22 protein-coding genes and 1 pseudogene are annotated in these 24,704 nt (G+C 56.9%); 16 read left to right on the top strand and 7 right to left on the bottom strand.

Translation table 11 applies throughout. From position 1 onward, the window contains the following. Positions 1 to 91 precede the first annotated feature (91 nt). The 6 genes from OHL21_RS21970 (at position 92) to OHL21_RS21945 (ending at position 6,921) form a co-directional block, all read left to right on the top strand. The gene (locus OHL21_RS21970) at positions 92 to 1,246 is read left to right on the top strand and encodes an acyl-CoA dehydrogenase family protein (RefSeq protein ID WP_263419446.1); all 1,155 of its coding nucleotides are present in this window, start codon (positions 92 to 94) and stop codon (positions 1,244 to 1,246) included. Further along, on the top strand, positions 1,243 to 2,328 hold the full coding sequence (locus OHL21_RS21965) for a 3-hydroxyisobutyryl-CoA hydrolase (RefSeq protein WP_263419445.1): 1,086 nt from the start codon (positions 1,243 to 1,245) through the stop codon (positions 2,326 to 2,328). Before OHL21_RS21970 ends, OHL21_RS21965 begins: the two co-directional genes overlap by 4 nt. Positions 2,329 to 2,349: 21 nt before the next feature. After that, the gene (locus tag OHL21_RS21960; protein ID WP_263419444.1) at positions 2,350 to 3,141 is read left to right on the top strand and encodes an enoyl-CoA hydratase; all 792 of its coding nucleotides are present in this window, start codon (positions 2,350 to 2,352) and stop codon (positions 3,139 to 3,141) included. A gap of 187 nt (positions 3,142 to 3,328) precedes the next feature. Then, positions 3,329 to 4,237: a methylisocitrate lyase gene (gene prpB, locus OHL21_RS21955; RefSeq protein ID WP_263419443.1), complete on the top strand. Its 909-nt coding sequence runs from the start codon at positions 3,329 to 3,331 to the stop codon at positions 4,235 to 4,237. Positions 4,238 to 4,267: 30 nt separating this feature from the next. Beyond that, positions 4,268 to 5,434, top strand: coding sequence for a bifunctional 2-methylcitrate synthase/citrate synthase (gene prpC, locus OHL21_RS21950; RefSeq protein ID WP_263419442.1), 1,167 nt, complete (start codon positions 4,268 to 4,270; stop codon positions 5,432 to 5,434). A gap of 38 nt (positions 5,435 to 5,472) precedes the next feature. Next, positions 5,473 to 6,921 (top strand): bifunctional 2-methylcitrate dehydratase/aconitate hydratase, encoded by a 1,449-nt coding sequence (locus OHL21_RS21945; protein ID WP_263419441.1) that lies wholly within the window; start codon positions 5,473 to 5,475, stop codon positions 6,919 to 6,921. Between the two features lie 100 nt (positions 6,922 to 7,021). Here the strand turns inward: OHL21_RS21945 and mug are convergent, their stop codons facing one another. Both mug and OHL21_RS21935 read right to left on the bottom strand, forming a co-directional pair. Beyond that, a complete protein-coding gene (gene mug / locus OHL21_RS21940) occupies positions 7,022 to 7,651 on the bottom strand; it encodes a G/U mismatch-specific DNA glycosylase (protein ID WP_263419440.1) in 630 nt (209 codons plus the stop codon). 67 nt (positions 7,652 to 7,718) lie between these two features. After that, positions 7,719 to 8,363 carry an HD domain-containing protein gene (locus OHL21_RS21935; RefSeq protein ID WP_263419439.1) on the bottom strand — a complete coding sequence of 215 codons (645 nt, stop codon included), beginning with the start codon at positions 8,361 to 8,363 and terminating at the stop codon, positions 7,719 to 7,721. Between the two features lie 247 nt (positions 8,364 to 8,610). On the opposite strand from OHL21_RS21935, the gene OHL21_RS21930 reads away from it, so the two are divergent. The 3 genes from OHL21_RS21930 to OHL21_RS21920 all read left to right on the top strand — a co-directional run bounded on the left by OHL21_RS21930 (position 8,611) and on the right by OHL21_RS21920 (position 12,637). Then, the gene (locus tag OHL21_RS21930) at positions 8,611 to 9,759 is read left to right on the top strand and encodes a glycoside hydrolase family 172 protein (protein WP_263419438.1); all 1,149 of its coding nucleotides are present in this window, start codon (positions 8,611 to 8,613) and stop codon (positions 9,757 to 9,759) included. A gap of 577 nt (positions 9,760 to 10,336) precedes the next feature. Further along, positions 10,337 to 11,557: an alkaline phosphatase family protein gene (locus tag OHL21_RS21925; protein ID WP_263419437.1), complete on the top strand. Its 1,221-nt coding sequence runs from the start codon at positions 10,337 to 10,339 to the stop codon at positions 11,555 to 11,557. 129 nt (positions 11,558 to 11,686) lie between these two features. After that, positions 11,687 to 12,637: a cobalamin-binding protein gene (locus OHL21_RS21920; protein WP_263419436.1), complete on the top strand. Its 951-nt coding sequence runs from the start codon at positions 11,687 to 11,689 to the stop codon at positions 12,635 to 12,637. Positions 12,638 to 12,666: 29 nt separating this feature from the next. Here the strand turns inward: OHL21_RS21920 and OHL21_RS21915 are convergent, their stop codons facing one another. Beyond that, positions 12,667 to 13,059, bottom strand: a complete 393-nt coding sequence (locus OHL21_RS21915) for a DoxX family protein (protein ID WP_263419435.1) — start codon at positions 13,057 to 13,059, stop codon at positions 12,667 to 12,669. Between the two features lie 282 nt (positions 13,060 to 13,341). On the opposite strand from OHL21_RS21915, the gene OHL21_RS21910 reads away from it, so the two are divergent. Further along, positions 13,342 to 14,112: a TIGR03435 family protein gene (locus OHL21_RS21910; RefSeq protein ID WP_263419434.1), complete on the top strand. Its 771-nt coding sequence runs from the start codon at positions 13,342 to 13,344 to the stop codon at positions 14,110 to 14,112. Between the two features lie 53 nt (positions 14,113 to 14,165). On the opposite strand, the gene OHL21_RS21905 is transcribed toward OHL21_RS21910, so the two are convergent. The 4 genes from OHL21_RS21905 to OHL21_RS21890 form a co-directional block, all read right to left on the bottom strand. Further along, positions 14,166 to 15,830, bottom strand: coding sequence for an acido-empty-quinoprotein group A (locus tag OHL21_RS21905; RefSeq protein ID WP_263419433.1), 1,665 nt, complete (start codon positions 15,828 to 15,830; stop codon positions 14,166 to 14,168). Continuing rightward, positions 15,827 to 16,711, bottom strand: a complete 885-nt coding sequence (locus OHL21_RS21900; protein WP_263419432.1) for a c-type cytochrome — start codon at positions 16,709 to 16,711, stop codon at positions 15,827 to 15,829. Before OHL21_RS21900 ends, OHL21_RS21905 begins: the two co-directional genes overlap by 4 nt. Before the next feature lie 216 nt (positions 16,712 to 16,927). Continuing rightward, positions 16,928 to 19,687, bottom strand: a complete 2,760-nt coding sequence (locus tag OHL21_RS21895; RefSeq protein WP_263419431.1) for an ABC transporter permease — start codon at positions 19,685 to 19,687, stop codon at positions 16,928 to 16,930. Positions 19,688 to 19,714: 27 nt separating this feature from the next. Then, positions 19,715 to 20,062: a PadR family transcriptional regulator gene (locus OHL21_RS21890; RefSeq protein WP_263419430.1), complete on the bottom strand. Its 348-nt coding sequence runs from the start codon at positions 20,060 to 20,062 to the stop codon at positions 19,715 to 19,717. Positions 20,063 to 20,283: 221 nt separating this feature from the next. Here OHL21_RS21890 and OHL21_RS24620 point away from each other — a divergent pair, with 221 nt between their 5' ends. From OHL21_RS24620 to wecB, 6 genes and pseudogenes are all read left to right on the top strand, one after another. Next, on the top strand, positions 20,284 to 20,373 hold the full coding sequence (locus tag OHL21_RS24620) for an AlpA family phage regulatory protein (protein ID WP_399259116.1): 90 nt from the start codon (positions 20,284 to 20,286) through the stop codon (positions 20,371 to 20,373). 6 nt (positions 20,374 to 20,379) lie between these two features. Beyond that, positions 20,380 to 20,436 (top strand): annotated as a pseudogene (locus tag OHL21_RS24615) (AlpA family phage regulatory protein); the annotation flags it as partial. Positions 20,437 to 20,528: 92 nt separating this feature from the next. Beyond that, positions 20,529 to 20,702, top strand: a complete 174-nt coding sequence (locus OHL21_RS21880) for a hypothetical protein (protein ID WP_263419934.1) — start codon at positions 20,529 to 20,531, stop codon at positions 20,700 to 20,702. Between the two features lie 273 nt (positions 20,703 to 20,975). After that, complete coding sequence (locus OHL21_RS21875) at positions 20,976 to 22,778, top strand: hypothetical protein (RefSeq protein WP_263419429.1); 1,803 nt, start codon at positions 20,976 to 20,978, stop codon at positions 22,776 to 22,778. Then, complete coding sequence (locus OHL21_RS21870) at positions 22,775 to 23,575, top strand: dolichyl-phosphate beta-glucosyltransferase (protein WP_263419428.1); 801 nt, start codon at positions 22,775 to 22,777, stop codon at positions 23,573 to 23,575. Before OHL21_RS21875 ends, OHL21_RS21870 begins: the two co-directional genes overlap by 4 nt. Then, positions 23,568 to 24,704 (top strand): non-hydrolyzing UDP-N-acetylglucosamine 2-epimerase, encoded by a 1,137-nt coding sequence (gene wecB / locus OHL21_RS21865; RefSeq protein ID WP_263419427.1) that lies wholly within the window; start codon positions 23,568 to 23,570, stop codon positions 24,702 to 24,704. The genes OHL21_RS21870 and wecB overlap by 8 nt, the downstream gene beginning before the upstream one ends.

Here is a 24,704-nt window from a genome sequence, read left to right as displayed (position 1 = left end):
ATCCAAAATCCGCTGTCAACCTTGTATTCAAGCAATGGAGCAATGGTGATCGTGACTGGCGGATTAGGACCTCTCACTGGTCAGGAAGGCGATGGCACATCTCTTCTCTCTTACAGACGAACAGCAGGAAATCAGCAATGTGGCGAAGAAATTTGCTGCAACAGAGATTGCTCCTCACGCCCTTGAATGGGACCAGGCACGGCATCTCCCGTTAAACGTAATCCGTTCCACCGCACGTCTCGGCATGGGTGGGATCTACGTACGAGAGGATCTCGGGGGCAGTGAGCTCGATCGGCTCGGTGGGGTGCTGATCTTCGAAGGCCTGGCGACAGGATGTCCCGTGATCTCCGCGTATCTCTCTGTTCACAACATGGTGGCCTGGATCATCGACACCTTCGGCAACGAATCTCAACGAAAGGCCTATTTACCCAGACTATGCTCGATGGAATCGATGGGAGCCTATGCGCTGACCGAGCCTGGGTCTGGATCCGATGCCGGCGCTCTCTCTACAAAGGCCGTTCGCGACGGGGACACATACGTTCTAAGCGGAGTTAAACAGTTCATCAGCGGGGCTGGTGTACCAGGGACGACCTATATCGTAATGGCTCGTACCGCGGATACAGGCAGCCGGGGCATATCCGCGTTTCTGGTTGAGGACGGGGCGGCTGGCCTTTCTTTTGGAGCGCCGGAGAAGAAGATGGGCTGGCATGCTCAGCCAACCCGTCAGTTGATTCTCGAAGATGTACGCATCCCTATGCAGAATCTAATCGGAGAAGAAGGGCAAGGCTTCAAGATTGCCATGGGGGCGCTGGATGGTGGCCGATTGAACATTGCGGCGTGTTCGCTGGGCGGAGCTTCTGCCGCTTTGGAAAAGACGCTTCGCTACGTTACAGATCGGCATGCATTCGGAAAGCGTCTGGCGGACTTTCAGGCACTTCAATTCAGACTTGCCGATATGGCAACCGAACTCGAAATCGCACGAACGTTCCTCTGGCGGGCCGCGGCATCACTCAGCGAACGGAGTAGTGATGCGACGGTCCTGTGCGCAATGGCGAAGCGTTTCGTAACTGATGTAGGCTTCCACGTGGCCAATGACGCACTTCAGCTTCACGGCGGTTATGGCTATCTGCTGGAGTACGGGATCGAAAAGATTGTGCGTGATCTGCGCGTCCATCAGATTCTTGAGGGAACGAACGAAATCATGCGGCTGATCGTGTCTCGTAGTCTTATCGAGGGTCTCAAGTGACCGAGGTCGAAGTCCGGGTCGAAGGCGCTTGCGGGCGTTTAACCTTGAATCGTCCATCAGCACTCAATTCGCTCACGCTCGCAATGGTGCGCGCGCTCAAAGCCGCTCTAGGGCAATGGATGGAGGATCCCGCAGTTGCGTTCATCCTGCTCGATGGTGCCGGCGAGCGCGGGCTATGCGCGGGTGGTGATGTCCGGGCCTTATACGAAGCAGTCCGATCGGGGCATATCGAGGAAGCAGCAACGTTCTTTCGCGAAGAATATGAACTAAATAGTATGATCGCCAGTTACCCCAAGCCCTACATCGCATTAATGGATGGTGTTGTTATGGGTGGCGGCATCGGCATCTCGGCCCATGGCTCCCTTCGCGTGTTGACGGAACGCTCCATCCTCGCAATGCCTGAAACGAGAATCGGATTTATCCCCGACGTTGGCGGGACATATCTATTAGCCATGGCTCCAGATGAACTGGGAACCTATGCAGCACTGACTGCCAGCCGTTTAGGGGCCGCAGATGCGCTTCTCCTCGGGCTAGGCGACCTGTTCCTGCCTTCCAGCGAAATTCCATCGGTAATAGCGGAATCGAGGCTCTGCAAGACTGCACAGGATGTCCATGAATTGCTCCGCGACAAGAGCGCAATTCCGCCGCCGGGTTCTTTGGAATCGCGGCGCAGCTGGATTGCCCGCTGTTTCTCGATGCAGGCGGTCGAGGAGATCCTCAACTGTCTGGACGAAGAGGCGAACGATTTGGCCCACAGTGCTGCCGCGGAGATCCGGAAAAACTCGCCGACAGCGCTCAAGGTCACCCTTCGTGCTCTGCGGAACGCGCGTAGCAAGGCTGAACTTGGCTATTCTCTGCAGCAGGAGTACAACCTTGCCATGGCATGTCTGCAATACCCAGACTTCTCGGAGGGGGTGCGTGCTGCGCTCATTGATAAGGATCAACGGCCTCGCTGGCGCCCTGACGATCCTGCTCTCGTTACCGCAGAACAAGTGGATCAGTTTTTTCAAGATATTGAATTCCCGCCCCTAAATCTGAGTCATATGGCCTCACAACGAGAGGCATCCGGGCGGCAACCGTAGGAATTCGAGTAGAAGGAAACTATGGCGGAACAACAATCAAGTCAAACCGAAACATTGCTGGTCGAGACTCGTGGCCGCGTCGGTCTTATCACACTGAATCGGCCCGGCGCGCTGAATGCTCTTAATCGGCAAGCGATGCAGGAGCTGGCTGAGACAACGCGGCGCTTTGATCACGACCCAAATATCGGCTGCATCGTTATCACTGGTTCTGAAAAAGCCTTCGCAGCCGGAGCCGATATCAAGGAAATGCAATCCCAGAGCTTCATTGATGTTTATCTCGCTGATTGGTTTTCCGGCTGGGAGGAATTGACGCGCACCCGTAAACCCATTCTCGCCGCAGTCTCCGGGTATGCCCTGGGAGGCGGATGTGAATTGGCGATGATGTGCGACATGATCTATGCTTCGGAGACTGCGAAGTTCGGGCAACCGGAGATAAAGCTCGGCGTCATTCCGGGCATGGGGGCTACTCAACGGCTGACGCTTGCTATTGGCAAAGCCAAAGCGATGGAGATGTTCCTCACCGGCCGCGTGATGGACGCAGTCGAAGCCGAAAGAAGTGGCCTGGTTGCGAGGGTCTTTCCGGCCGATCGGCTCCTGGAAGAAGCATTAAAGACCGCGGATACGATCGCAGCGATGTCGCTGCCCGCGACCATGATGGTCAAAGAAGCAGTCAACCGGTCCTTCGAGGTGGGTCTGGCCGAGGGGGTGCGTTTTGAGCGCCGCGCATTTCATTCCATCTTTGCCACGCAGGACAAAGTTGAAGGTATGAATGCCTTCGTCGAAAAACGGACTCCCAACTTTTTGAATCGCTAGGAGCATTTCCGGTAGGTGTAGCGTGGGGCTTCCGCATCTATGGGCGTTTTCCGCAATGAAGACGCCGCTGCACTCCCCTTCCGGGAGACACGGCAACAGGGAAAATGCTCTAAGCCTATGGCCGAATCCTGGAGAAATGCATTGACGCTCTACGACGATCAACTTAGCGTTTTAGACGGAGAAAAGTGTGGCGAATCAGACCATGGAATCACCAGGGCTAAAGTTTAGAACTGCGTTAAGGGAAGAGAAGCCTCTGCAAATTGCAGGGGCGATCACGGCCTATGCCGCACGCCTGGCGGAGGCAGCCGGGTTCCGTGCGTTGTATCTCTCTGGTGGAGGGGTTGCAGCAAACTCGCTCGGCCTTCCGGATCTAGGGATCAGCACGATGGAAGATGTCCTGATCGATGCTCGCCGGATTACGGATGCTTCCACACTTCCGCTGCTGGTTGATATCGACACGGGTTGGGGTGGCGCCTTCAATATCGCGCGTACCATTCGCTCGATGATTAAGGCGGGAGTCGCAGCGGTGCACATGGAAGATCAGGTCGGTGCGAAGCGATGTGGACACCGGCCGGGCAAAGAACTAGTCAGCCAGGACGAGATGGTTGATCGGATCAAAGCGGCGTGCGACGCCCGCACAGACGAGAACTTCGTGTTGATGGCGAGAACCGACGCACTGGCGAGCGAAGGGCTCACAGCGGCTCTCGATCGTTGTGCGGCTTATATCGCGGCGGGTGCCGACATGATCTTTGCCGAGGCCGTAACTGATTTGGAGACGTATCCGAAGTTTGCGGAGCTAGGGGTTCCGATTCTGGCGAACATCACCGAGTTTGGGCAGACCCCGCTCTTTACTCTGGAACAGCTCGGTGAGGCGAAAGTCGACATGGTGCTCTATTGCTGTGCTGCCTATCGTGCCATGAATGCCGCGGCACTGAAGGTGTATCAGACCATCCGCAAAGAAGGGACGCAACAAAGTGTCGTTCCGCTGATGCAGAGCCGCGCGGATCTGTACCAATATCTCGATTACCACGCCTACGAAGAAAAATTGGACGAGTTGTTTTCCGGGACGAAGACGGATTCGTCTTCCAAGCGGTAGTCTCATTTTCAAAAACGGAGGGAGCAACGTATGTCCGAAGCAACGGTACCTGGCTCAAGTTCGGCTTTCAAACCCAAGAAATCGGTTGCGCTCTCCGGCACCCCCGCCGGAAATACTGAATTATGTACGGTTGGCCGCTCCGGCAATGATCTGCACTACCGCGGTTACGACATCCTGGAATTTGCCGATACAGCCGAATTCGAAGAGATCGCTTATCTCCTGGTGCATGGGGTTCTTCCGAACGCTGCAGAACTGAGCGCCTACAAACGAAAGCTTCAGGCACTGCGCGGGTTACCTGCAGAGGTCAAGGCCGCGCTGGAGTTATTGCCGGCGGCGGCACACCCGATGGATGTCCTCAGGAGCGGTGTATCCGTCCTTGGGTGCGCGTTGCCGGAAAAGGACGATCATAGTCTCGCCGGAGCGCGAGAGATCGCCGATCGCTTGATGGCATCGCTTGGATCGATGCTCCTGTACTGGTATCACTTCCGCATCCATGGAAGAAGGATCGAAGTCGAGACAGACGACGAGTCGATCGCGGCGCATTTTCTTCACCTGCTGCACGGGAAGACGGCGTCTCCAGAGTGGATCCGCGCCATGGATACCAGCCTGATTCTTTACGCTGAGCATGAGTTCAATGCGTCCACCTTTACAGCGCGCGTGATCGCGGGAACCGGTTCCGATATTTTTTCGTGCATCACCGGCGCGATCGGGGCGCTCCGTGGCCCGAAACACGGCGGAGCGAACGAGGTTGCACTGGACATCGAGAAGCGCTACTCATCGGCGGACGAGGCGGAGGCAGATATCCGGCGGCGACTCGAGGCTAAAGAGGTCATCATCGGATTTGGCCATCCCGTTTATACCGTGTCTGACCCGCGTAACAAGGTGATTAAAGAGGTTGCGCGCCGGCTCTCCGCGGACGCCGGAGATATGAAGACGTTTGAGGTCGCGGAGCGTCTGGAAAGCGTGATGTGGGAGACCAAGAAGATGTTTCCGAATCTGGATTGGTTCAGTGCTGTGAGTTACCACATGATGCAGATTCCTACGGCAATGTTCACGCCTCTGTTCGTGATCGCCCGCACCTCGGGCTGGAGCGCCCATGTCATCGAACAGCGCATCGATGGGAAGATCATCCGCCCCTCTGCCAATTACACCGGCCCTGAACCACGTCCATTTATTCCTCTTGCGGATAGAAAATAGAGGCAACGCACAACCGCTGGTTAAAGATTGAGAGAGACATGTCTGCAGGTTTCGTAAACACAAAGCAAGAGTATGACCAGGTAATCGTGGATATCGTCGATTACGTATACAGCTACGTGATCGAGAGTGATCTCGCATACGCGACCGCCCGGTGGTGTCTTATGGATACGCTCGGGTGCGGCCTCGAAGCACTCGAATATCCCGCTTGCACCAAGCTTCTGGGTCCGATTGTTCCGGGGACGGTGGTTCCACACGGCGCGAGGGTTCCGGGAACACAGTTTCAGTTGGACCCCGTACAAGCAGCTTTCAATATCGGAGCCATGATCCGATGGTTGGACTTTAATGACACGTGGCTGGCCGCTGAGTGGGGACATCCTTCGGATAACCTCGGCGCCATCCTCGCCGTTGCCGATTGGCTCTCCCGTACGGCAATCGCTCAGGGCAAGCCTCCTCTATCGATGAGAGATGTCTTGACGGCAATGATCAAAGCGCACGAGATCCAGGGATGTCTTGCTCTGGAGAACTCATTTAATCGGGTTGGTCTTGATCACGTGATTCTTGTAAAAGTCGCCTCGACCGCCGTGGTAAGCCACATGTTGGGGTTGACGCGAGACGAAGCCCTCGCTGCTGTTTCGCTCGCCTGGGTCGATGGACAGAGTCTTCGCACATACAGGCACTTTCCGAATACAGGATCGCGAAAAAGCTGGGCAGCCGGTGATGCAACCAGCCGGGCCGTACGGGTGGCCTTGATGGCCTCTACTGGCGAGATGGGATATCCAACCGCATTAACGGCGAAGATCTGGGGCTTTTACGATGTCTCGTTCAAGGGGCAACCGTTCCGTTTTCAGCGCCCGTATGGCTCGTACGTCATGGAGAACGTCCTCTTCAAGATCAGCTTCCCGGCGGAGTTCCATTCGCAGACTGCCGTAGAAGCAGCAATGACGTTGCATGGGAAACTCAACGAGATCGGCAAAGGCGCTTCAGCGATTCGAAAGATTACTATCCGCACGCACGAAGCGTGCCTTCGCATCATCGATAAGAAGGGGCCATTGGCGAATCCCGCGGATCGCGATCACTGTATTCAATACATGGTGGCGGTGCCGCTCATCTTCGGACGCCTGCTCGCTTCGGACTACGAAGATGAGATTGCCAACGATCCACGCATTGACGTCTTGCGCGAGAAGATTGAGATGGTGGAAGAGCCCCGGTTTACCGCCGACTATCATGCCCCCGAGAAGCGCTCGATTGCAAATGCGCTGACGGTCGAGCTAATGGATGGAACCATCCTCCAGGAGACGGTAGAGTTTCCAATCGGACATCGACTTCGCCGCGAAGAAGGTGTTCCGCTGCTCGAAGCAAAGTTCCGCAGAAACCTGGCACGCCGTTTCCCACCAAAGCAGCAAGAGCGAATTATGGCGGCATCAATGGACCAGTCGCTGCTGGAAACAATGTCTGTTCATACCTACGTTGATATGTATGTGATCTAGAGCATTTTCCCTGTTGCTGGGTATCCCGGAAGGGGCATGCAGCGGCGTTTTCATTGCGGAAAAATCGTTGCCCGAATGAATGACTCAGTGCACTAGCTCTTTACGCCATTCGGCCCGCATTTCCGAAAATATCATCGCGCCTGGCCCGGAGGGCTTTAGCGCCATGCTGCTCCAGAACGAGTTCCTCCACCGCGATGCGAAGTTCGCTGTATGCGGCTACCAGTTGGCGTAATGAAAATGACCGGTTGAGCCCGCTGGGATTAGGTAAAACCCACGTCCTCGATCCTGTCAGCAGGAGATCCTGTTTTCCCCACGTGACTTTATTTCTGTTGAAGAGAGCAGAGAACGCGGGCTTCCCCAGGAAGGCGACATACATGGGGGAGTAATGCGCGATTTTTGCGAAGAAACTTGAAGCCGATTTCTCAAATTCATCTCGGGAGAGATCTGCCGCACAGGTTGTCGCTCTCTCAGCTACCGTTGTGAGGCCACAGCCGTAAGAGAGAATTGATTCATCATCTTTGGGAGTGATCTCCTCGGCAGAGAATCCGGCAAGATGGATTGCCCTCCAAAAGCGATTAGTGCGATTCGAAAAATGATGACCGAGCATTGCGGAGCTCAGCCCCGGATTGATGCCACAGAACACAACCCGCAGACCTGGCGCGAGAATATCCCGCAAAGCCGGTGTCGTTCGCGCCAGGATCTTCGATCGTTCAACTTGCATGTCCTTCATCTCGGGGGCAGCGCTCAGATATGAGGTTACGAGCTATCAACACTCATTTTCCATAGATTCACCGCTTCTATTCGGAGTCGGGGAAAGGAGATGCAGCTATTACGTCGCAGGCATTCGGAGCGTTATATCCGGGGATGAGACGTTCGCAGATGCTGGCATTCACGGTGCCGTAAGTCGTAGCCGGCTTGTGCGCAAAACCAGCGAAGTACTCCTGGATGAAGCGTTCTTTGAAGTGCTTTCGGGGATATCGGCTGACGATCTCATCGCGCAACTCCGATGGAAACTGGTCGAAGCCTCTTCCAAGCACATCAAGACCGACTCCTGAATAAAGGAGGGCTACTTCAGGGCGCATGTACTGGGTAATACCGGGGGTGGTGTGCAGCGCAATGGCTTCCCATGCCAGTTGGATCTGATCTTCAGGAACCTTATGCGCAGTGAGAAATTGACGGGCCGCATTTGCGCCATCCACTTCAAAGCGTTCGTCTGGGCTTGAGTATCTCTGAATGAGACCGAAGTCGTGAAATGCAGCCGCGACATAAAGGAGTTCAGGATCAAAGTGAAGCTTTCGTTGGCGGCCCAGCTCGGCTGCGAACAAATAAACGCGAATCGAATGATTGAAGAGAAGATCCGTGGAATGCTCACGCAGCAGATGTGTAGCTTCTTTTGCGAGTGAGGAATCGGGAATGACAAGACTGGAGGACAGATTTGACATTTGGTGCACCTTCCAACCCCATTCTAGGAACCTCGCGGGAGCGCTGCCATGACAGAAGTGCAGCAATTTCTGACAAAATCATTCTTCGGGGCCACTTCGGAGCAGTGCTGAAGCCGGGCCGGCGCCCCGGCGGGATTCAAACCTGTACTACCACCATTGGATTCCGAACAGCATATTGAGGAGAAGTGATATCCTCCACGGCGTTACAAATCTTGCAAATGTGATGTGCCGGAGGGTTCTCTGGGTCATGAAGTCCATAATCGTGTTTGTCCTGTCCCTGGTTATGTCATCCTGTTTTGCCTCTGGCCAAGGTATGGAGGGATTTCCCGATCCCACCGTGCAGCAGACTTACACGATGCATCGGTCGTCGAGCCGTGAAGCTACCGGAGCGAATGCGGATTACCGGACAATTACGCCCGGGGAGACGTTGACCATTCTTGATGTCGACGGCCCTGGCAGAATTTCACACATCTGGTTCACCCTGAATGCTCCGGAAAGCTATCACCTGAAACGCGTTGTCTTGCGCATGTACTGGGATGGAGAGAGTACGCCGAGTGTAGAGACGCCAATCGGAGACTTTTTCGGTTTGGGCACGGGACAGTACTATTACTGGTCGTCGCCAGTTTTGTCTGTCGGAGCTGATCGCTCTCTTAACAGCTACTTCCAAATGCCATACGCAAAACATGCTCGCGTTACGGTGACCAATGAAGGCAAGCAGTCGGTCAGCAGCTTTTACTGGAATATTGACTATCGGCAGGAACTAAAGCCTCCACCTGCCGGGACGTTGTATTTCCATGCGCAATACAGGCAGGCACAGCCAAATCATGGCTGGGTCTCTGACTGGTACGACAACGGCGACCCACGGGTAAACTACCGTCGCAACCTCGATGGCAAAGATAACTACGTATGGTTCGAAGCCAAGGGGCATGGGCAGTTCATTGGAGTAACGATGTCCGTGTTGCAAAACCAGGATGGATGGTGGGGGGAAGGGAACGACCGGTTCGAGGTCGACGATGGCGCCGTTTCTACGATCGTCGGAACGGGATCGGAGGACTATTTCTTAGGCGCATGGGATTTTGGTTCGCCTCAGAGCTTTTTGTTACACGGCTCTCCCGTCGTTGGCCACGAGGTCGCCGGATCGCGATCGAGCGTCTATCGTTTCCATCTCGATTCTCCTATCCCATTTACCAAGTCGATGAAGGCGAGCATTGAACACGGTCATGCCAATGCCCGTTCCGACAACTTCTACTCCGTTGCGTACTGGTATCAGGCTGAGCCTCACATGCCGTTTCCTGCGCTGCCTGAGATGAGTGAACGAATCCCCGCATTACAGGCAGTGGGCGGACCTGGCAATGCGAAGCAGCCACGTCAGGAAGGTGACCCTCAACCGAGGTGACTACTGTTGGCGCTATGGCTGGAACCTCCGGAGCGAGTTAGGTATAGAAAATGCGGCCCCCGAAGCGCGATACCCACGCTACACCCCAGCGAACAGGTTTGCTTGGGAACCCGGCCTTTGCGATAAACCGCGAAGATTGGGCCGTGAGAGATCATACTGGCAATGCCGATGTTGCTTCAGGCTGGATTACGCGAGCTTTCACCGGGTCGTTAAATTCCGTTCAACGATTCCTAATATCGTTCTTCTCATTAGGACGGGTTGCGGGTGACCCAGCTTTTTGCTGTCGCGAACGCAAGGCAAGATGTTTGGGTGACCGCTGAGTCTTGCAGAACTGCTGTTGATGAGCCGGTTAGAAATGCGCCGAAGGTGAATGATGACCATCGCCGCGATGATCTCGCAGGTTAGCGGCCAAGAGAGCCGTGCTGTGGCATCCTCCCGGTAGCCTTAGGAGCAACTGGACAGATGGTCCATCTCACCTTGATTTGTTCGATAACCCAGGCGCCTATACAGGAGCGATACTGCCGCCGCTCGGATAGGACCCATGCATAGGACCACAAATCACTTTTGGAGATAGGCAATGCATCAGATTCGGTACTCAAACCTTTTGGGCGTCTGCGCGCTTGCAGCTGGATGCGCTCTTAGCGCGAACGCACAGCAGATCAAGACCGTCTTCGTCATCGCTATGGAGAATCACAACTGGACGCAGCCCGCGAACAAGTTCTCCGGCGGCATACAACAGGTCTATATGAATCCCAACGCTCCGTTTATTAACAGTCTGGTCGATGGAACCGCCTGGGCGGAGGTTAACGGTGTCACCAAGCACATCAGCGAGCAGGTTGCCTACGCTAACGCCTATCACAACGTACTCGCTACACCCAGCGGAGACAATCCGGAGATCCATCCCTCGGAGCCTAACTACATCTGGGCGGAAGCCGGTAGCAACCTGGGCGTGCTCAATGATAACGATCCCTACGCGGCCAGTGGCCCTACTGTCCAAAACACCACTCAGCATCTCGTGACGCTGCTCGCAAAGTCTGGTCATACCTGGAGGTCCTACCAGGAAGACACCGATCTCGCAAAAGATGCGAATGGCAAGCTGACGAACGTTCCTCTATCCGCTGACCAGTACACCGTTCCACTCAGCAGTTTCTCCGGCAGATTCTCAAGCGGCGTCAATCAGTTCAATGGCTCCAACCAATACAACTACGCTGCCAAGCACAATCCGATGGTGTTCTTCACTGATACAAACGGCGGCAATAATCCAACCGCCTCGAACCCCCTCGCGCCGCAGTATGCCCCTCTGCAGCAGCTTTTCACCGATCTCGCGAATAATACTGTAGCCGAGTACAACTGGATTACGCCGAACCAGTACAACGACATGCACACTGCGCTCAGCGCCGGCTACAAGGGGCTTACTGGTGACGCGGCCAAGATCCGCCAGGGTGATGATTTTCTTGCTCAGGTTGTGCCGGCCATCATGGCGTCCAAAGCCTACCAGGAGAATGGCGTCATCATCCTTTGGTGGGATGAGTCCGAAGAGGACGGCATGGCCGGGGACAAGCAGGATGACTTCAGCCATACTATCCCCGAGATCATCATCTCCAAGCACGCACGGCAGAACGACCATGGCGTTCCTTACGCCAGCACGGTTAATCTGACGCACTCCTCCGACCTGAGGACCATGGAAGAGATATTCCACCTCACGCCGCTGGTCGGTGACGCCGCGAATGCACCCGATCTCTCTGATCTGTTCCAGCCCGGCGCCATTCCAGGAGACAAGGTCAATAACGGCAAGTAGCTACAACTGCTTCGTCTGATATAGCCGCTCCAGAACAAGGCGCAGGATTGCCAGCCATTGGGTCCTGCGCCTTCATCTTTTGTCCATGAAAGGGCGCCACTCTCGAAGAGCTAGACTGGATATATTTGGGTGGTGGCGTGTCCGGCAGAGAAGGCAACTCCTCATGAAGCGCCTGAATACTGTACCGAATCATTTCGAATAAATCGGGAGACAGCTCTATTGCTTCTGACATTTGCAGCAAAGTCTCAAACATTTCCTTCGCGCATAGTTTGCCTTTCTGATGAGGCGAGCGAGTTGTTGTATCTGCTCGGCGAGCAGGATCGGATCGTCGGTGTGTCGGGATTTTCCCGGAGGCCTCCAGAAGTGAGGAAGAAGCCTCGCGTTTCGACCTTTCAGGATGCTAACTTTGAAGCCATCGAAAAGCTTGATCCTGACCTCGTCATCACCTATTCCGATGTGCAGGCTGAGATTACAAAAGAGGCCATCCATCGCGGCCTTCCGGTGCTCAATTTCAATCAGCGCAACGTGTCGGAAATTTTCGAGTTCATTGAACTGATCGCGCGGCTCGTAAACCAGCCAGAGAAGGGAAAGCAACTCGTCGCTGCGTACCAGTCAGAGTTGGAGAAGATTGCGAATGCCGCTGCAGCTTTCAACTGGCGACCGCGTGTGTTCTTCGAAGAATGGAATGATCCGCTCATTAGCGGAATTGAATGGGTAGAGGAGCTGATTGAGATCGCCGGCGGGGAACCGATCTTCCCGGAGCTTCGCAGACAGCGAAAAGCAAAAGATCGGGCTGTTCAGCCGGAACAAGTTATTCGACGCAATCCAGACGTAATCATCGCGTCCTGGTGTGGGATGAAGGTCGACATCCATAAGATCTGTTCCCGCCCTGGTTGGGACGCGATTGCGGCTGTACGGAACGGCCACGTATATGAGGTGCCTTCCTCACATATCCTCCAGCCGGGACCGGCATCCTTAACAGACGGAATTCGGGACTTACATCGAATTCTTAAGGACGTGACTTCGAGTGCTCTGCCACAATTCCCACGTGGTCCCGGCCAGTTTCCAATCACCGACTGATATGCGCTCAAGCAGGTTCTGTGGCTTGGTCAAGTTGCTGTTTGGATGTTTGGCTTCTGCGCGATTTTGCGGCTTGCGGGACGGCTCGCATATGAAACCATCAGTGCACCAAACGTAGCAAGGGGCTCAAGCGCAAGAAGCCCGTCGCCCGATGAGAAATGCGAATAGCAAGCGCTCACTATTGTGATAGTAAACCCCGCATAGGCCCATTCTTTCAGCTTCGGTAGACCAGGAAAAAGGAATATGCCCAAACCTATGATCTTGCCGACACCAAGGATATTCGAGAAATAGGGAGGATATCCGAGATGGGCCAGGCCACGCATCATCGGCAGAGCATGAGTAACGGCCATCCCACCAGAGACACCCAATACTAGGGAGACCAGCACGGTTGACACCCAGTAAACAATCGTCTTCTTCGTCAAAGTTGACCTCGCGCGGGCAGCGATGATCCTTTTTGTGTCGCAGAACCAACGTGCCTACTATCAAGACCGACGAGAGACAATGTCCGTGACATCGACCATTACTCGAGCAAAGGCGGAGGACCATTTCTTGTTTATCTGGGACAACAAGTAGACGTGTTTTATTCATTCCCGGGAAAGGGCTGCGAGCGCTGAACAACGTTAGATGTAACTCCGGCAAAAGTTTTGAACTCCGTTGTTTTACGATGGGCGTACACTGCGGTCTACCAATCTGAGGACAAATGTATGTCCGCAATCACCCGCCGCGTCTTCGTCGCCGACGCCACCCTAGGCATCGCCGCCTCTGCACTCAACCTGAAAGCCTTTGCTGCTTCCGAAGGCACAGCACCTCACTTCGAAGTTGCGTCTATCCGTCCCAGCCCACCTGGAGCCACTGTCCAGCAGGCCCACTTCTCTACACTTTTTGGTGTGACGGATCGCTTCGACGCCGAAGCCGTTACCGTTAGCGACATCCTCGACATGCTCAACGGCTGGCAACTCGGACGCGTTCTGGGCGGCCCTGCCTGGATGAGGACCGACCGCTACGACATCCACGCCAAAGCCGGCGCCCCAATCTCTTCGGAAGAACGAAAGAGCGCCGTAATGGCACTTCTCGCCGAACGTTTCCAGCTCGTGGCACACCATGAGACCCGCGACATTCCCGCGGCGGTACTAATGGCTCCCAAGCGGCCTGCGGGACTCAAGCGGGCTGCCGGCGGCGAAACTTCCTCCATGCGCGTCGACGCACACGGCGATCCTGTCTTTGCCGCAGTGCAGATGTCAGCAGTGACCAATTATCTTGCCCAGATGTGGCACTTGCCGGTCGTTGATCAGACCGGGCTGACAGGTACGTTGGACTTCTCCCTTGCACCATCGGCTATTGAGCCCGTGCGCGGTCAGACGTGGGGCGACCTGGTTCGTGAGGCGGTAGTTGATTTCGGATTCAAAGTCGAGACAAAGAAGGTGCCCCTGCAAGTTACAGTTGTAGACCGCTGTGAGCGGCCGGGCGAAAACTGAAGGGCGACATCACGCTGTGGGAAAACTTTGGCACCGTGTGGGGAAAGGTGAATCTACTTTCCGTCCAGCGTAAAGCTGTAGAGCGTGTCGCCCGCCCCGACGATGACGTTCTGAGTCCCGTCGAGCTCCCAGGTCGATGGGCCGTTACTTACGGCAGATTCCAGCTTCGAAGACCAGAGAATCTTTCCGTTTGCAGGATCGAAGGCGGCGAGGTGGTTTGAGTCCCCGGTAAAGAGCAGGTTACCGGAAGTGGTGAGGATACCCCCGGTCATGCCTCCCCCCTCCTCTCCGCCGGACTTCGCGACGTGTTTCCAGCGGACATCGCCGGTCTTTGGATCCAGAGCGATCAGGGAGGACTTGGAGTCGATGCGGCCGCTCGCTCCGCCGGCATACCCCTGGGGATCCTTCGAGGTGTCATACAGCCAGGCGATACTGTAGCCTTCGCTGGCGTTCACGTAGAAGAGCCCGGTCTGCGGGCTGTAGCTTGGCGCGGGCCAGTTGGTGGCTCCGTTTGCAGGTACATCGACCATCGAGCCGTCGACCTTGGGGTCCTTATCGGGATTGGGGATCGGCTGGCCGCGCTTATCAAGTCCCATGGACCAGTTGGCCGTGAGGGTGAAAGGCTTCGAAACGAGGTTCTTGCCGGTCTCACGGTCGAGTACGAAGAAGTAGCCGCAGCGGGCCGCCTGAGCGAGCAGCTTGCGCGGCTTTCCGTCGATCGTGGTGTCGAAGAGGATGGGGGTCTCGACGTTGTCCCAGTCGTGGGTATCGTGCGGCGAGCCCTGAAAATACCACTTCATCTTGCCGCTGTCGGGATCAAGCGCGACGATCGAGTCTGTGTAGAGGTTGGCGCCCTTGCGGCTCTGTCCGGCATAGACCGGGTTGGTGTTACCGGTGCCCCAGTAGATCAGGTTCAGTTCGGGATCGTAGGTGCCCGGCATCCAGGTCATGCCACCACCGTGGTCCATGGCCGCCTGCGTCGGCCAGGTCTCGGAGCCGAGGTCTCCCATCTTTAGCGGTTCGGACCACCACCGCCATTGCAGTTCGCCGGTCTCGGGGTCACGCGACTCAAGATAACCGCGCACATCCATGGCATCACCGCCGACGCCGATGATGATGTGATTCTTCACGATGACGGCCGCCATCGTGGTGAAGTACTGCAGCTTCTCGTCAGCCACTTTCTTGCGCCAACGTTCTTTTCCTGTTCCCGAATCGAGCGAGATGAACCAGCCATCGGGAGTTAGGAAATAGATCCACTTGCCGTACATTCCCACGCCGCGTTGCCCGAGGACGTGACCGCCGTGATCTTCAAAGTCGTAGTGCCACCGCTCCTTGCCTGTGCGGGCATCGACCGCGAAGACATGATCGGGAACCGTGAAGTAAAGGACGCCGCCCACCATTAAAGGAGTGGACTTAATGGTGGGATTCCCGCTGCCGCGAATGGTCACGCCCTCGATCTTGTATTTCCACTTCACCTTGAGATCGGCAATGTTCTTCTGATTGACCTGATCGAGTGAAATGTAGCGGCGCCCTGAGTAGTCGCCGTTATAGGTAGGCCATACGTCCGCTGGTTTGGAGAAGAGCGTGAGCGCCTTGGGGTCGAGAGTGGGTGTGGCGGTCTCCTGCGCGAACGCAGCGATACTGAGAGACGCGGCAGCGAGTGCCCCGAAGAGTGCCTTGCGTAAGCGTCGGGATGTGAACAGGGACTTCGGTGTCATTTGATCGTCAGTAGATAGCGAGTCAGGTTGTGGAGGTCGTCGTCAGAGTATTTGGGCAGCAGAGCACGGTGACCGGCGAGTTTGTCTGGGATCTCCACTTGAACGGCGTCGGTGTTCCACGTTGAGGTCTTGCCGTCACCGGTCTTAAGCGTGGTCTCGAAGTCGTCGTAATGCTCGAGAGTGCCGGTGAGCTTTTGTCCCTCAGGAGTGGTCACGGTTGCGGTGACTGGGCCGTGATCGGCTGGCCACGCGATGCGCATGATAAGAGCCGAGGGCTGCGAGTATTTCGTCCCGATCCCGGCGAGATCACCAGCGACGGAATGGCAGGAGGCGCAGTTGGCGGCGAAGAAAGCCTTACCCTTGTCGACGTTGCCGGAGGTCATGGTCTCGGCGCCCTTATAGAGACCGCGGTTGGCAGCTAACTCAACGAGCTGGTGCAGGTACTCGGCGATGTCGTGCTGCTGGGCTTCGGTGAGCTGAGCGAAACCCGGCATGCCTGCCTGAGGGCGGCCACCGCGAATGACTTTGGCGATCTCCGAGTCGTCATCATCGTGCAGCACCAGCACGGAGCGGACGAGGTTAGGGCCGATGCCGCCGCGCGCGCCTTCGCCATGGCAGGCGCTGCAGTTCTGGTTGTAGAGTGGCTCGCCGCGCTTGGCAGCTTCAGCATCGGGCAGACGACCGAGGCCGAGCGCGGTGTGCGAGTCCATACGGCGGCGGGGCCGACGCCCTGGGGAGGGCGGTTGCTGGGCCGACTGCTGGGGATGGTACTCCGGCTCCTGAGCGGCGACGAGGACAGGCTGAAGATGGAGCGCTTCGGGCAGCGCGGAGAAACAGAGCAGACCAGTTACTGATAGCAGAATCGCCCGTGCTCTCGTCATGCCTGCTTCAAGTGCCCCTTGTCTGTGCGGAACTCCCTCTTCGCTAGTCGCGTGGAAGCCTCGTTCGCCAAAAGTATAGCTTGCAGAGCGGAGAATTGGCTCCCCCGGTGAAATCAGGCATTTTTTTGGGGGGAAGCAGCGATGCCCAATAACATCGCTACTTGTGATTTGCCCTGTTGGCCACGTTTCGAGAGGTGCGAATACTGCTGAATCTACCTACTCGTTCCGCAAGGCGTCCATCGGCTGGAGCGCCGCCGCCCTTCGTGCCGGTATCCATGTCGCGCCCAACGCAACAAGGACCAAAACTCCCACCGTTACCAAAATTGTGGGTGGGTCATATGTTTCAATTCCAAACAACATGCTCCTTACCAAGTGGGTGAGGCCGAGGGCCACGGCGATTCCGCACACGAGCCCGATGCCGGTGACGCGCGAGGACTCCTGCAGAATCATTCCGCGGACCTGCACCGGACGCGCTCCTACTGCGAGGCGGATGCCGATTTCATTGGTGCGCTGCGCAACCGAGTAAGCCATCACACCGTAGATGCCAACTGCGGACAAACTCATGGCCAGCAGGCCGAATCCCACGGTGAGGACGGCCACCGCCCGCTCCAATTGCATTGCCGCGTTAATCTGATCGCGCTGGGTACGGATGTCTGTGACGGGAAGATCGGGGTCAACCTGCTGCACGATCTTGCGCAGCAATGGAGCCAGTGTTGATGCCGGGACATGTGTTCGCACCTGGTACACCATGCGGCCCACTTGCTTCTGCTGTACAAACGGCAGGAAGAACTGCGCCGGAGGCTGGGTACGCAAATTCACATACCGGGTATCTCGGCAGACGCCCACGATCTGGATCCAATCGCTCTTCTCTTGATCCGCTTTGAAGCGCTTTCCAACCACATCCGTCGATCCAAACCGTTTGCGTGCCAGACTTTCGTTGATGATGCCGACCTTCGGCGAGGTCGCGGTGTCCTGGATTCCGAAGGCCCTGCCCGCGAGAATCGGAATTTCCAATGTTTTGAAGAAGTCCGTGCCCACCCAGTTCACAGCCTCGGCTTGCCGGCGGTGAGGATCGCTGATCTCGCCTTCCGGCAGGAAAGTCTCGTTCGACATATTGTCAGAGATGTAAGGAACATATCCAGCCGCTACCGACTCCACACCCGGGACAGCGGTGAAGCGTTGTTCCAGTTGCATGTGCAGATTGACGTCTTTGCCGGCAGGATACCGGCTGACCGGCGGCTCGATTTCGAGCAACAACAGGTTGTCTGGATTAAAGCCAACATCGACAGAACCGAGACTCCAGATGGTGCGGAGAAACACGCCCGCGCCCAGCACCAGGATTGTGGACAATGCAACCTGAAAACTAACCAGAGCTTTCCCGCTCAGACCTTTCCTACGCCTCGTAGTCTGGAGCGCCGTCTCTTTGAGAGCGCCCCCAATGGGAAGACGCGAAGACAGCCACGCCGGAGCCAAGCCGAAGAGCACTGAAGTGATAAGTGTGATGATCGTCGTGAACGCGAAGACTTTGGCATCGAACGCTGTATTGAATTCGGCACGCTGCCACGGTTCCGTTAATAGCCGGGGCAACAGGTTGCGCCCGAAGTAAGTCAAGACGAGCCCACCTACTCCACCCAAAAACGCTAGCAGAACACTTTCCGTGAGCAACTGTCGCAGCAATCGGCCGCGTGCAGCGCCGAGCGCGAGACGCACGCTCATCTCGCGCCTCCGTTGCGCCGCGCGCGCCAACAGCAGGTTGGCAACGTTCGCGCACGCCAGCAACAGCACGAACCCGGTCAGAGCCCAAAGTACCAGGAGCGGCATCCTGAACACCCGATCGGGAACCCGCAAGCCGCGGCTGCCGTCGGTCAAAACCAGACGAGGCATGGTTTCCCCGCGGCGCACGGTTAGCGTGCTGCGGACTGCGCCTTGCAGCACGAAGTTGAGTGCGGACTGAGCCTGCAGATCGGTGATGCCGTCCCGTGAACGCGCCATGATATTGACCCACCACAACCCGGGGTCGGTCAGTAAGGAGGCCTTGCCCTTGGGATCGATGACCGGCTGCAGGCTCAGCGGCACGAAGAGATCAGGGGACTGTTGAGCGAGCTTGAGTCCGGTAAATCCCGGAGGATTCACTCCCACGATGGTGACGACGCTTTGGTTGAGCGTGATGGTTTGTCCCACCACGACAGGAGAACGTCCGAACGAACGCGCCCAGAGTCCATCGCTGATGACTGCCACTGCGCCGCTTCCCGGCACGACAGTATCTGCCTCGGTGATGGCGCGTCCCACCTGCGGCCGAACCCGGAGCTGGCCGTAGTAGTTTCCCGAAACCATCTCAACGCTGACGCGCTGCGCCTCACCGCGAATGGTGGCGTTCATTCCATCGTCTTTGAAACCGATGAGATCCTGGAGTACATCGTTGTGTGCCCGCAGCTGCTGGTACACAGGATAGGAGAAGACTGAACTGTTGGTGCCCTGGCCGGGTGCCGAATCGAAGTCACCCCACATTCCGTGCACAGCTTCGTTGCCGTCGCCCCACCAGCGCAGCAGGCGTAGTTGATCGGCGTGCGGAACCGCCAGCGGCGTGTACAGCAACTGCTTCACAACGGCGAAGAGAGTGGAGTTTGCTCCAATGGCAAGTGCCAGTGACAGTGCGCCAATGATCGCAAACCGCGGGTTACGGCGCATCTGCCGGACCGCAAACCGCAGGTCATCCCGCGCCTGGTCCATCCACTGAAGCCCAAGCGAGGAGCGCATGTCCTCTTTGTGTTTGAGAGCGGGACCTAAGGCTATCCGCGCGCGCCGTGAAGCCTCATGGGGATTGTGGCCGGCCGCGATCAGGTCGGAAGTCAGCCGCTCGAGATGATCGGCGAGTTCCAATTCCATGTCGCGCTCTAGGCGCCGCCTCTGCGCTGTTGCGCGCATCCACGAACGGATACGGGACGCCAGACCGAATGCCACTGAACCAGGGTTCATGAATATCTCCCGAACTACCCTCCAGGGTCAGATCTCTTTTGGTGTCACACGAAGAATCTGGTTAATGATTCCGGACATCCGTTCCCACCGCTCAGTTTCTTCACTGAGCCGCTCGCGTCCCAATCGTGTGAGCCGATAGTACTTCGCCTTGCGATTGTTCTCGCTCTCACCCCATTCGCTCGTAATAGCGCCCTGGTGCTCCAGGCGGTACAGGGCTGGGTATAGCGAGCCTTGCTGAATGAGCAGCTCTTCGCCCGACATCTGGTGGATCCGAAGCAGAACGCCGTACCCGTGCAGCGGGCCCAGCGACACTGCTCTCAGAATCAGCAGGTCAAGCGTGCCTTGCAGTACATCATTCGGTTTCTCGGTTTTCACTCTGGCTTCCCTAGATAATCTAGGAAGATCATAGGCACATTCTCCTAGAGCGTCAAGGGGAGAGTCGTCAGAAGACTCTATGACACCATCCGGTGCCGGTTCGCGTGTTAAGCAAGGACCCATCCCCTACATGGCTCGACACGATCTGGCCTTGAATGCACAGTTGCCACGCTCAACGCCCGATTGATTTCACCTATTTCTATCCGCGGAAGGAGCTACCAATGGGCGAACGACTGCTGAAGATCAACGAGGTGATGAACCGCGTAGGCATGAAACGTAGCAAGCTCTATATGGAAATCAACGAAGGTTGATTTCCAAAGCAGATTGTTCTGAGTAGCAGGAGCGTTGTATGGGTAGAACGCGAAATTGACGCATGGGTCAGGCGTTCGGTCGGGAAGCAGGGCCGGGTAAGATCTGCGTCCACCGTCGAAAGCTGGCTAAGCGTCGGTCTTCGGAGATCCAGTGGATGCACCAGACGCCTTTGGTCCCGTCCACTGTTGCCATACTCAGTCGGCAGGCTTCCGCCTACAGCCACGCTGTTCGTGACTGCCGTCTACAGTCTCACCTCACCTACCAGTTCCGCACACTGGCTACCGGTTCACATGCCGCGATTGACTACAGCATCCCAGGAATGGCCTAGGCCAAACCTCTGACTCACATCGAAGCGTTGGAGCTCCAAGCTCTTCCAGGCCACATCGTCATCCTTGGTGCTGGGTACGTCTGCCTGGAATTCGCTCAGGCCATGCGGGGTTCAGTCCATACGACTTTGCAGCTACGGGCAACTTACCTTGGATGTTACCCATCTTATGTAACCCGGAAAGGTGGGCCTTGCTCTTCGGCTCGCCTTTCTCATAAAGCTGCATCATTGGCACGAATTTGTGGGTTTTTTAGAGCTGCAGGTCTCTTACGATCCATGGCCAACATCCCAAGTCTGTCTCGGCCCAACTCGCCGCATCTCCTTCGGTTCTCTCTCGCACGCCCTCAAGACCCGGCGATTCCCCGCGATCTCGGCATCCTGAAGCATCCGATCCCCCTCTGGTTTTTACTGTTGTGCGTGGTTGCGTTTCATGGCCCGATGCTGGCCATGCGCCTCCCGGCCGGGAGCTACGATGCCAACTTCCACATGTCGATGGCGGCCAATTACGCCGAGCACTGGTTCGACCCGTGGAACCCGAAGGCCTTCGCAGGCTTCTCTGAAGCGACCTATCCGCCCTTGACGCATCAGTGGATCGCGATGCTCTCCCACATCGTGGGACTCACCTACGGATTCATGATGGTGCAAGGCACCGCCATCTTGCTGCTGCCCATCGCTGTATACCGCTTCGCTCTTCTGTGGACCGATAAGCGCTCGGCCAGCTACGGAGCCTTCTGTTCGATCTTTCTCGGTTCACTTGCCCTTCTGGTTTATCTGGATGGGCAGATCGGCACGACCTCCTCAGCCACGCTCTATCTGTTGGCCCTGCCTTACTTCTACCGCTACGTGGTGGACGGCACTGTGAGAGAGTTGCTCTTCGGTGTCTCCATCGCCTGTACCGCGGCAGCCGCGCATCATGCGACGCTCATCTTCGGCCTGCCGCTTTTTGTATTGCCCCTGGTCTGGCTGGCGATGATCGACGTCAAAGACAAGTCGGGATCGAGGCTCGCCGCTTTGGGACGCATTGGGGGCTTTTTTACGCTGGTAATCGCAGGCGTCCTGCTGATTCTCACGCCGTATCTCCTGGCGCTCATCAAGCACCCGATCGATGAGGTCGTGATTCCACACAGCAGTCGCGCTAACTACATCCTTAATCCGGTTTGGGGTGTCCACTACTTCTTGCTGCCCTATGGCCCGGTCGCGCTGGCCATACCGTTCATCTTCTTCAAGGGAGCAGAGCGACGTCTGCGGCCTCTCCTGTTCGGTTTCTATCTGGCCTTTCTGCTCGGTCTTGGTGGAACCACGCCGGTAGCCAGGCTGCTTCTAGGCCGTGCCTTCAATGTGCTCACGCTGGAGCGCTTCAGCTTCTATGCGCTGCTGCTTGCCATGCCCTTTATGGGGATGGCGATCTCGAAGCTCGTCGACCGCTTTCAAACACGCGGCGCCCACGTCATCGCGGGAGCGATCATTGGCTGGGGCGCCTTCGCTGCTTCCTGGAACCTCTACTTCCCGCTGCTTGCTCCGCCGCCGGATGTGCAACCGATCATCCAATTCCTCAATGAGAAGGATCATGCCCGTTACCGTTACCTGACGCTGGGCTATCCCTACAGCCTCTCCGCCATCTTGCCCTACACGAACGCCTCCAGCGTGGACGGCGAATACAACTCCGGGCGAACGCTACCCGAGCTAACGAGCCACGCTGTAGCGCAGCTCACCACGGCACGCTTTTATGGTGCCGATGGTATCGCTGCTCTGCGGGAGATGCTGCAGCATGCGCCGCGTTACGGCCTGCGTTACATCTTTGTGCATGATCACTCCTATGACCCGCTACTCGCCTTTGCGGGCTGGCGTCCCCTACAGAACCTGGACACCAATACCGTCGTCTGGGGGACTATAGGGATCCCGCCCGCGACTCCAATCGCGTCACCGCTGCGTCCGCCGCGTTGGCAAGGAATCATGTGGGGCATCTTCCCCTTTGGGGCGAGCCTGATCACCATCTCCCTGTTTCTCTTCTTCCGGCAACGCGAAGGAGAGATTGCTGACCTTTCACCCTCTACTGCGCTTGTCCCTGAGGCCCTATGACTACGTACGAGTACAGCATCGTCATTCCCGCGTACAACGAAGCACGTCGCATCACGGTCACGATTGAACACATCGCCGCCTTCATCGAGGCAAAGTCGTGGAGTGCTGAAGTGCTGGTTGTGGATGACGGCTCGGTCGATGGCACCTCGACCGTAGTGCAGCAACTCGCCGAACGCTTCCCCGTGGTGCGCCTCATCACGCTTCACAGGAATCAGGGCAAAGGAAACGCGATCCGAGTGGGCATTGAGGAGTCCCGCGGAGAGCTGATTCTCTTTGCGGACGCCGATGACTCCACCCCCATCGAGGATGCGCCGAAACTCTTCGATGCCTTGAGAGCCGGCGCGGACGTGGCTATGGGGTCTCGCTGGGTCGACCCCGCTTACCAGCTACAGCCGCAGCCGTGGTATCGCCTGCTCAACGGACGCTTTTACAGCCTGCTGGTGCGCACCGTGCTCGGCTTGAACTTCAAAGACACGCAGAACGGATTCAAGGCGTACAGTGCTCGCGCCGCAAAGGCGATCTTCCCGCTGCAGAAGATTGGCGGATGGGGCTTTGACGCAGAGGTGGTCTTCCTCGCTCAGCGATACGGCTTCAATGTGGTGGAGATCCCAGTGAACTACATCTACTATCCCGAGGGGTCGAAGATCCGCCCCTACCTGGACGGGATCAACATGTTCCTGGAGCTGCTGAAGGTCCGCAGGAATAGCTGGAACGGGACCTACCCGAAACAACTCCAGATTGCCGCTGGAACCTACACCGCGCCGATGGTCAATGAACGCGGAGGCTGCGATGCCTAAGACGTATCTATCCATCGTCGGCACGCGGCCGGAGGCGATCAAGATGGCTCCTGTGATCCGGGCCCTGGCCAGGCAAGGCGATCGCTCCGTGGTCTGCGTCACCGGGCAGCATGAGCATCTTGTGCCTCCCATCCTGAAGCTGTTTGAGATTGATCCTGAATATCGCCTCGCGCCCACGCCGCAGGATGGCCAACCCAATGGGCTCTTGGCGAGACTGCTGCCGCAACTGGACGAGATCCTAAAAAAAGAACAGCCCTCACACGTGCTGGTGCAAGGCGATACCACCTCTGCCATGGCTGGAGCGCTTGCTGCCTGTTACGCTAAGGTGCCTTTGGCCCACATTGAGGCAGGCATTCGATCGGGATCGAATCACGAGCCCTTTCCCGAAGAAGCTCACCGCAGAATGATCGATGCGATGGCAGACCTGCACTTCGCGGCGACTGCGGAGAACCGCTGGACTCTGTTGAAAGAAGGCCGTAGCGCGCGCCAGATCCACCTTACCGGCAATACCGGCATCGACGCCATGCGTTATGCAGCCTCACTTCCGTTCAACCACGCCAACTCACTTCTCAAAGCGTTGCCTATGGGCCAGCGGAAGCTGATTCTGATTACACTGCATCGCCGTGAGAGCCAGGGTGAGCCCCTGGGCCGGGTATGCAAGACTCTTTGCACGCTGGCCAGGCGCTATGCGCGCACCGCACACTTTGTGCTACCTGTGCATCCGAACCCGGCGGTCTCCAGCACCGTGCGCAAGTTCCTCAGCAACGAGGACAACATCACACTCACCGCCCCTCTGTCCTACAGGGAGATGATCGCCGCAGCGCAGGCCTGCTACTTCGCCATGATCGACTCAGGCGGATTGCAGGAGGAGCTTCCAAGCCTCGGGAAGCCTGCGCTCGTTTTGAGAAATGTGACCGATCGCCCAGAGGCCGTGGCTGCAGGTTCCGCCAAGCTCGTGGGCTTCTCCTCGGAGTCCATTCTCGATGCCTTCACCGAGCTGATGGAGAACGAGCATCTGTACGAAAGCATGGCGCAGGTTCGCGATATCTATGGTGACGGTAGAGCTGCGGACCATATCGCTTACGTGCTTTCGGATCAGATCGCCCATGTACTTGAAAAATGCGCTTGA

The sequence above is a fragment of the Terriglobus albidus genome, from assembly GCF_025685425.1.
GTDB lineage: Bacteria > Acidobacteriota > Terriglobia > Terriglobales > Acidobacteriaceae > Terriglobus > Terriglobus albidus.
This window is presented reverse-complemented; position numbering and strand designations above follow the sequence as displayed.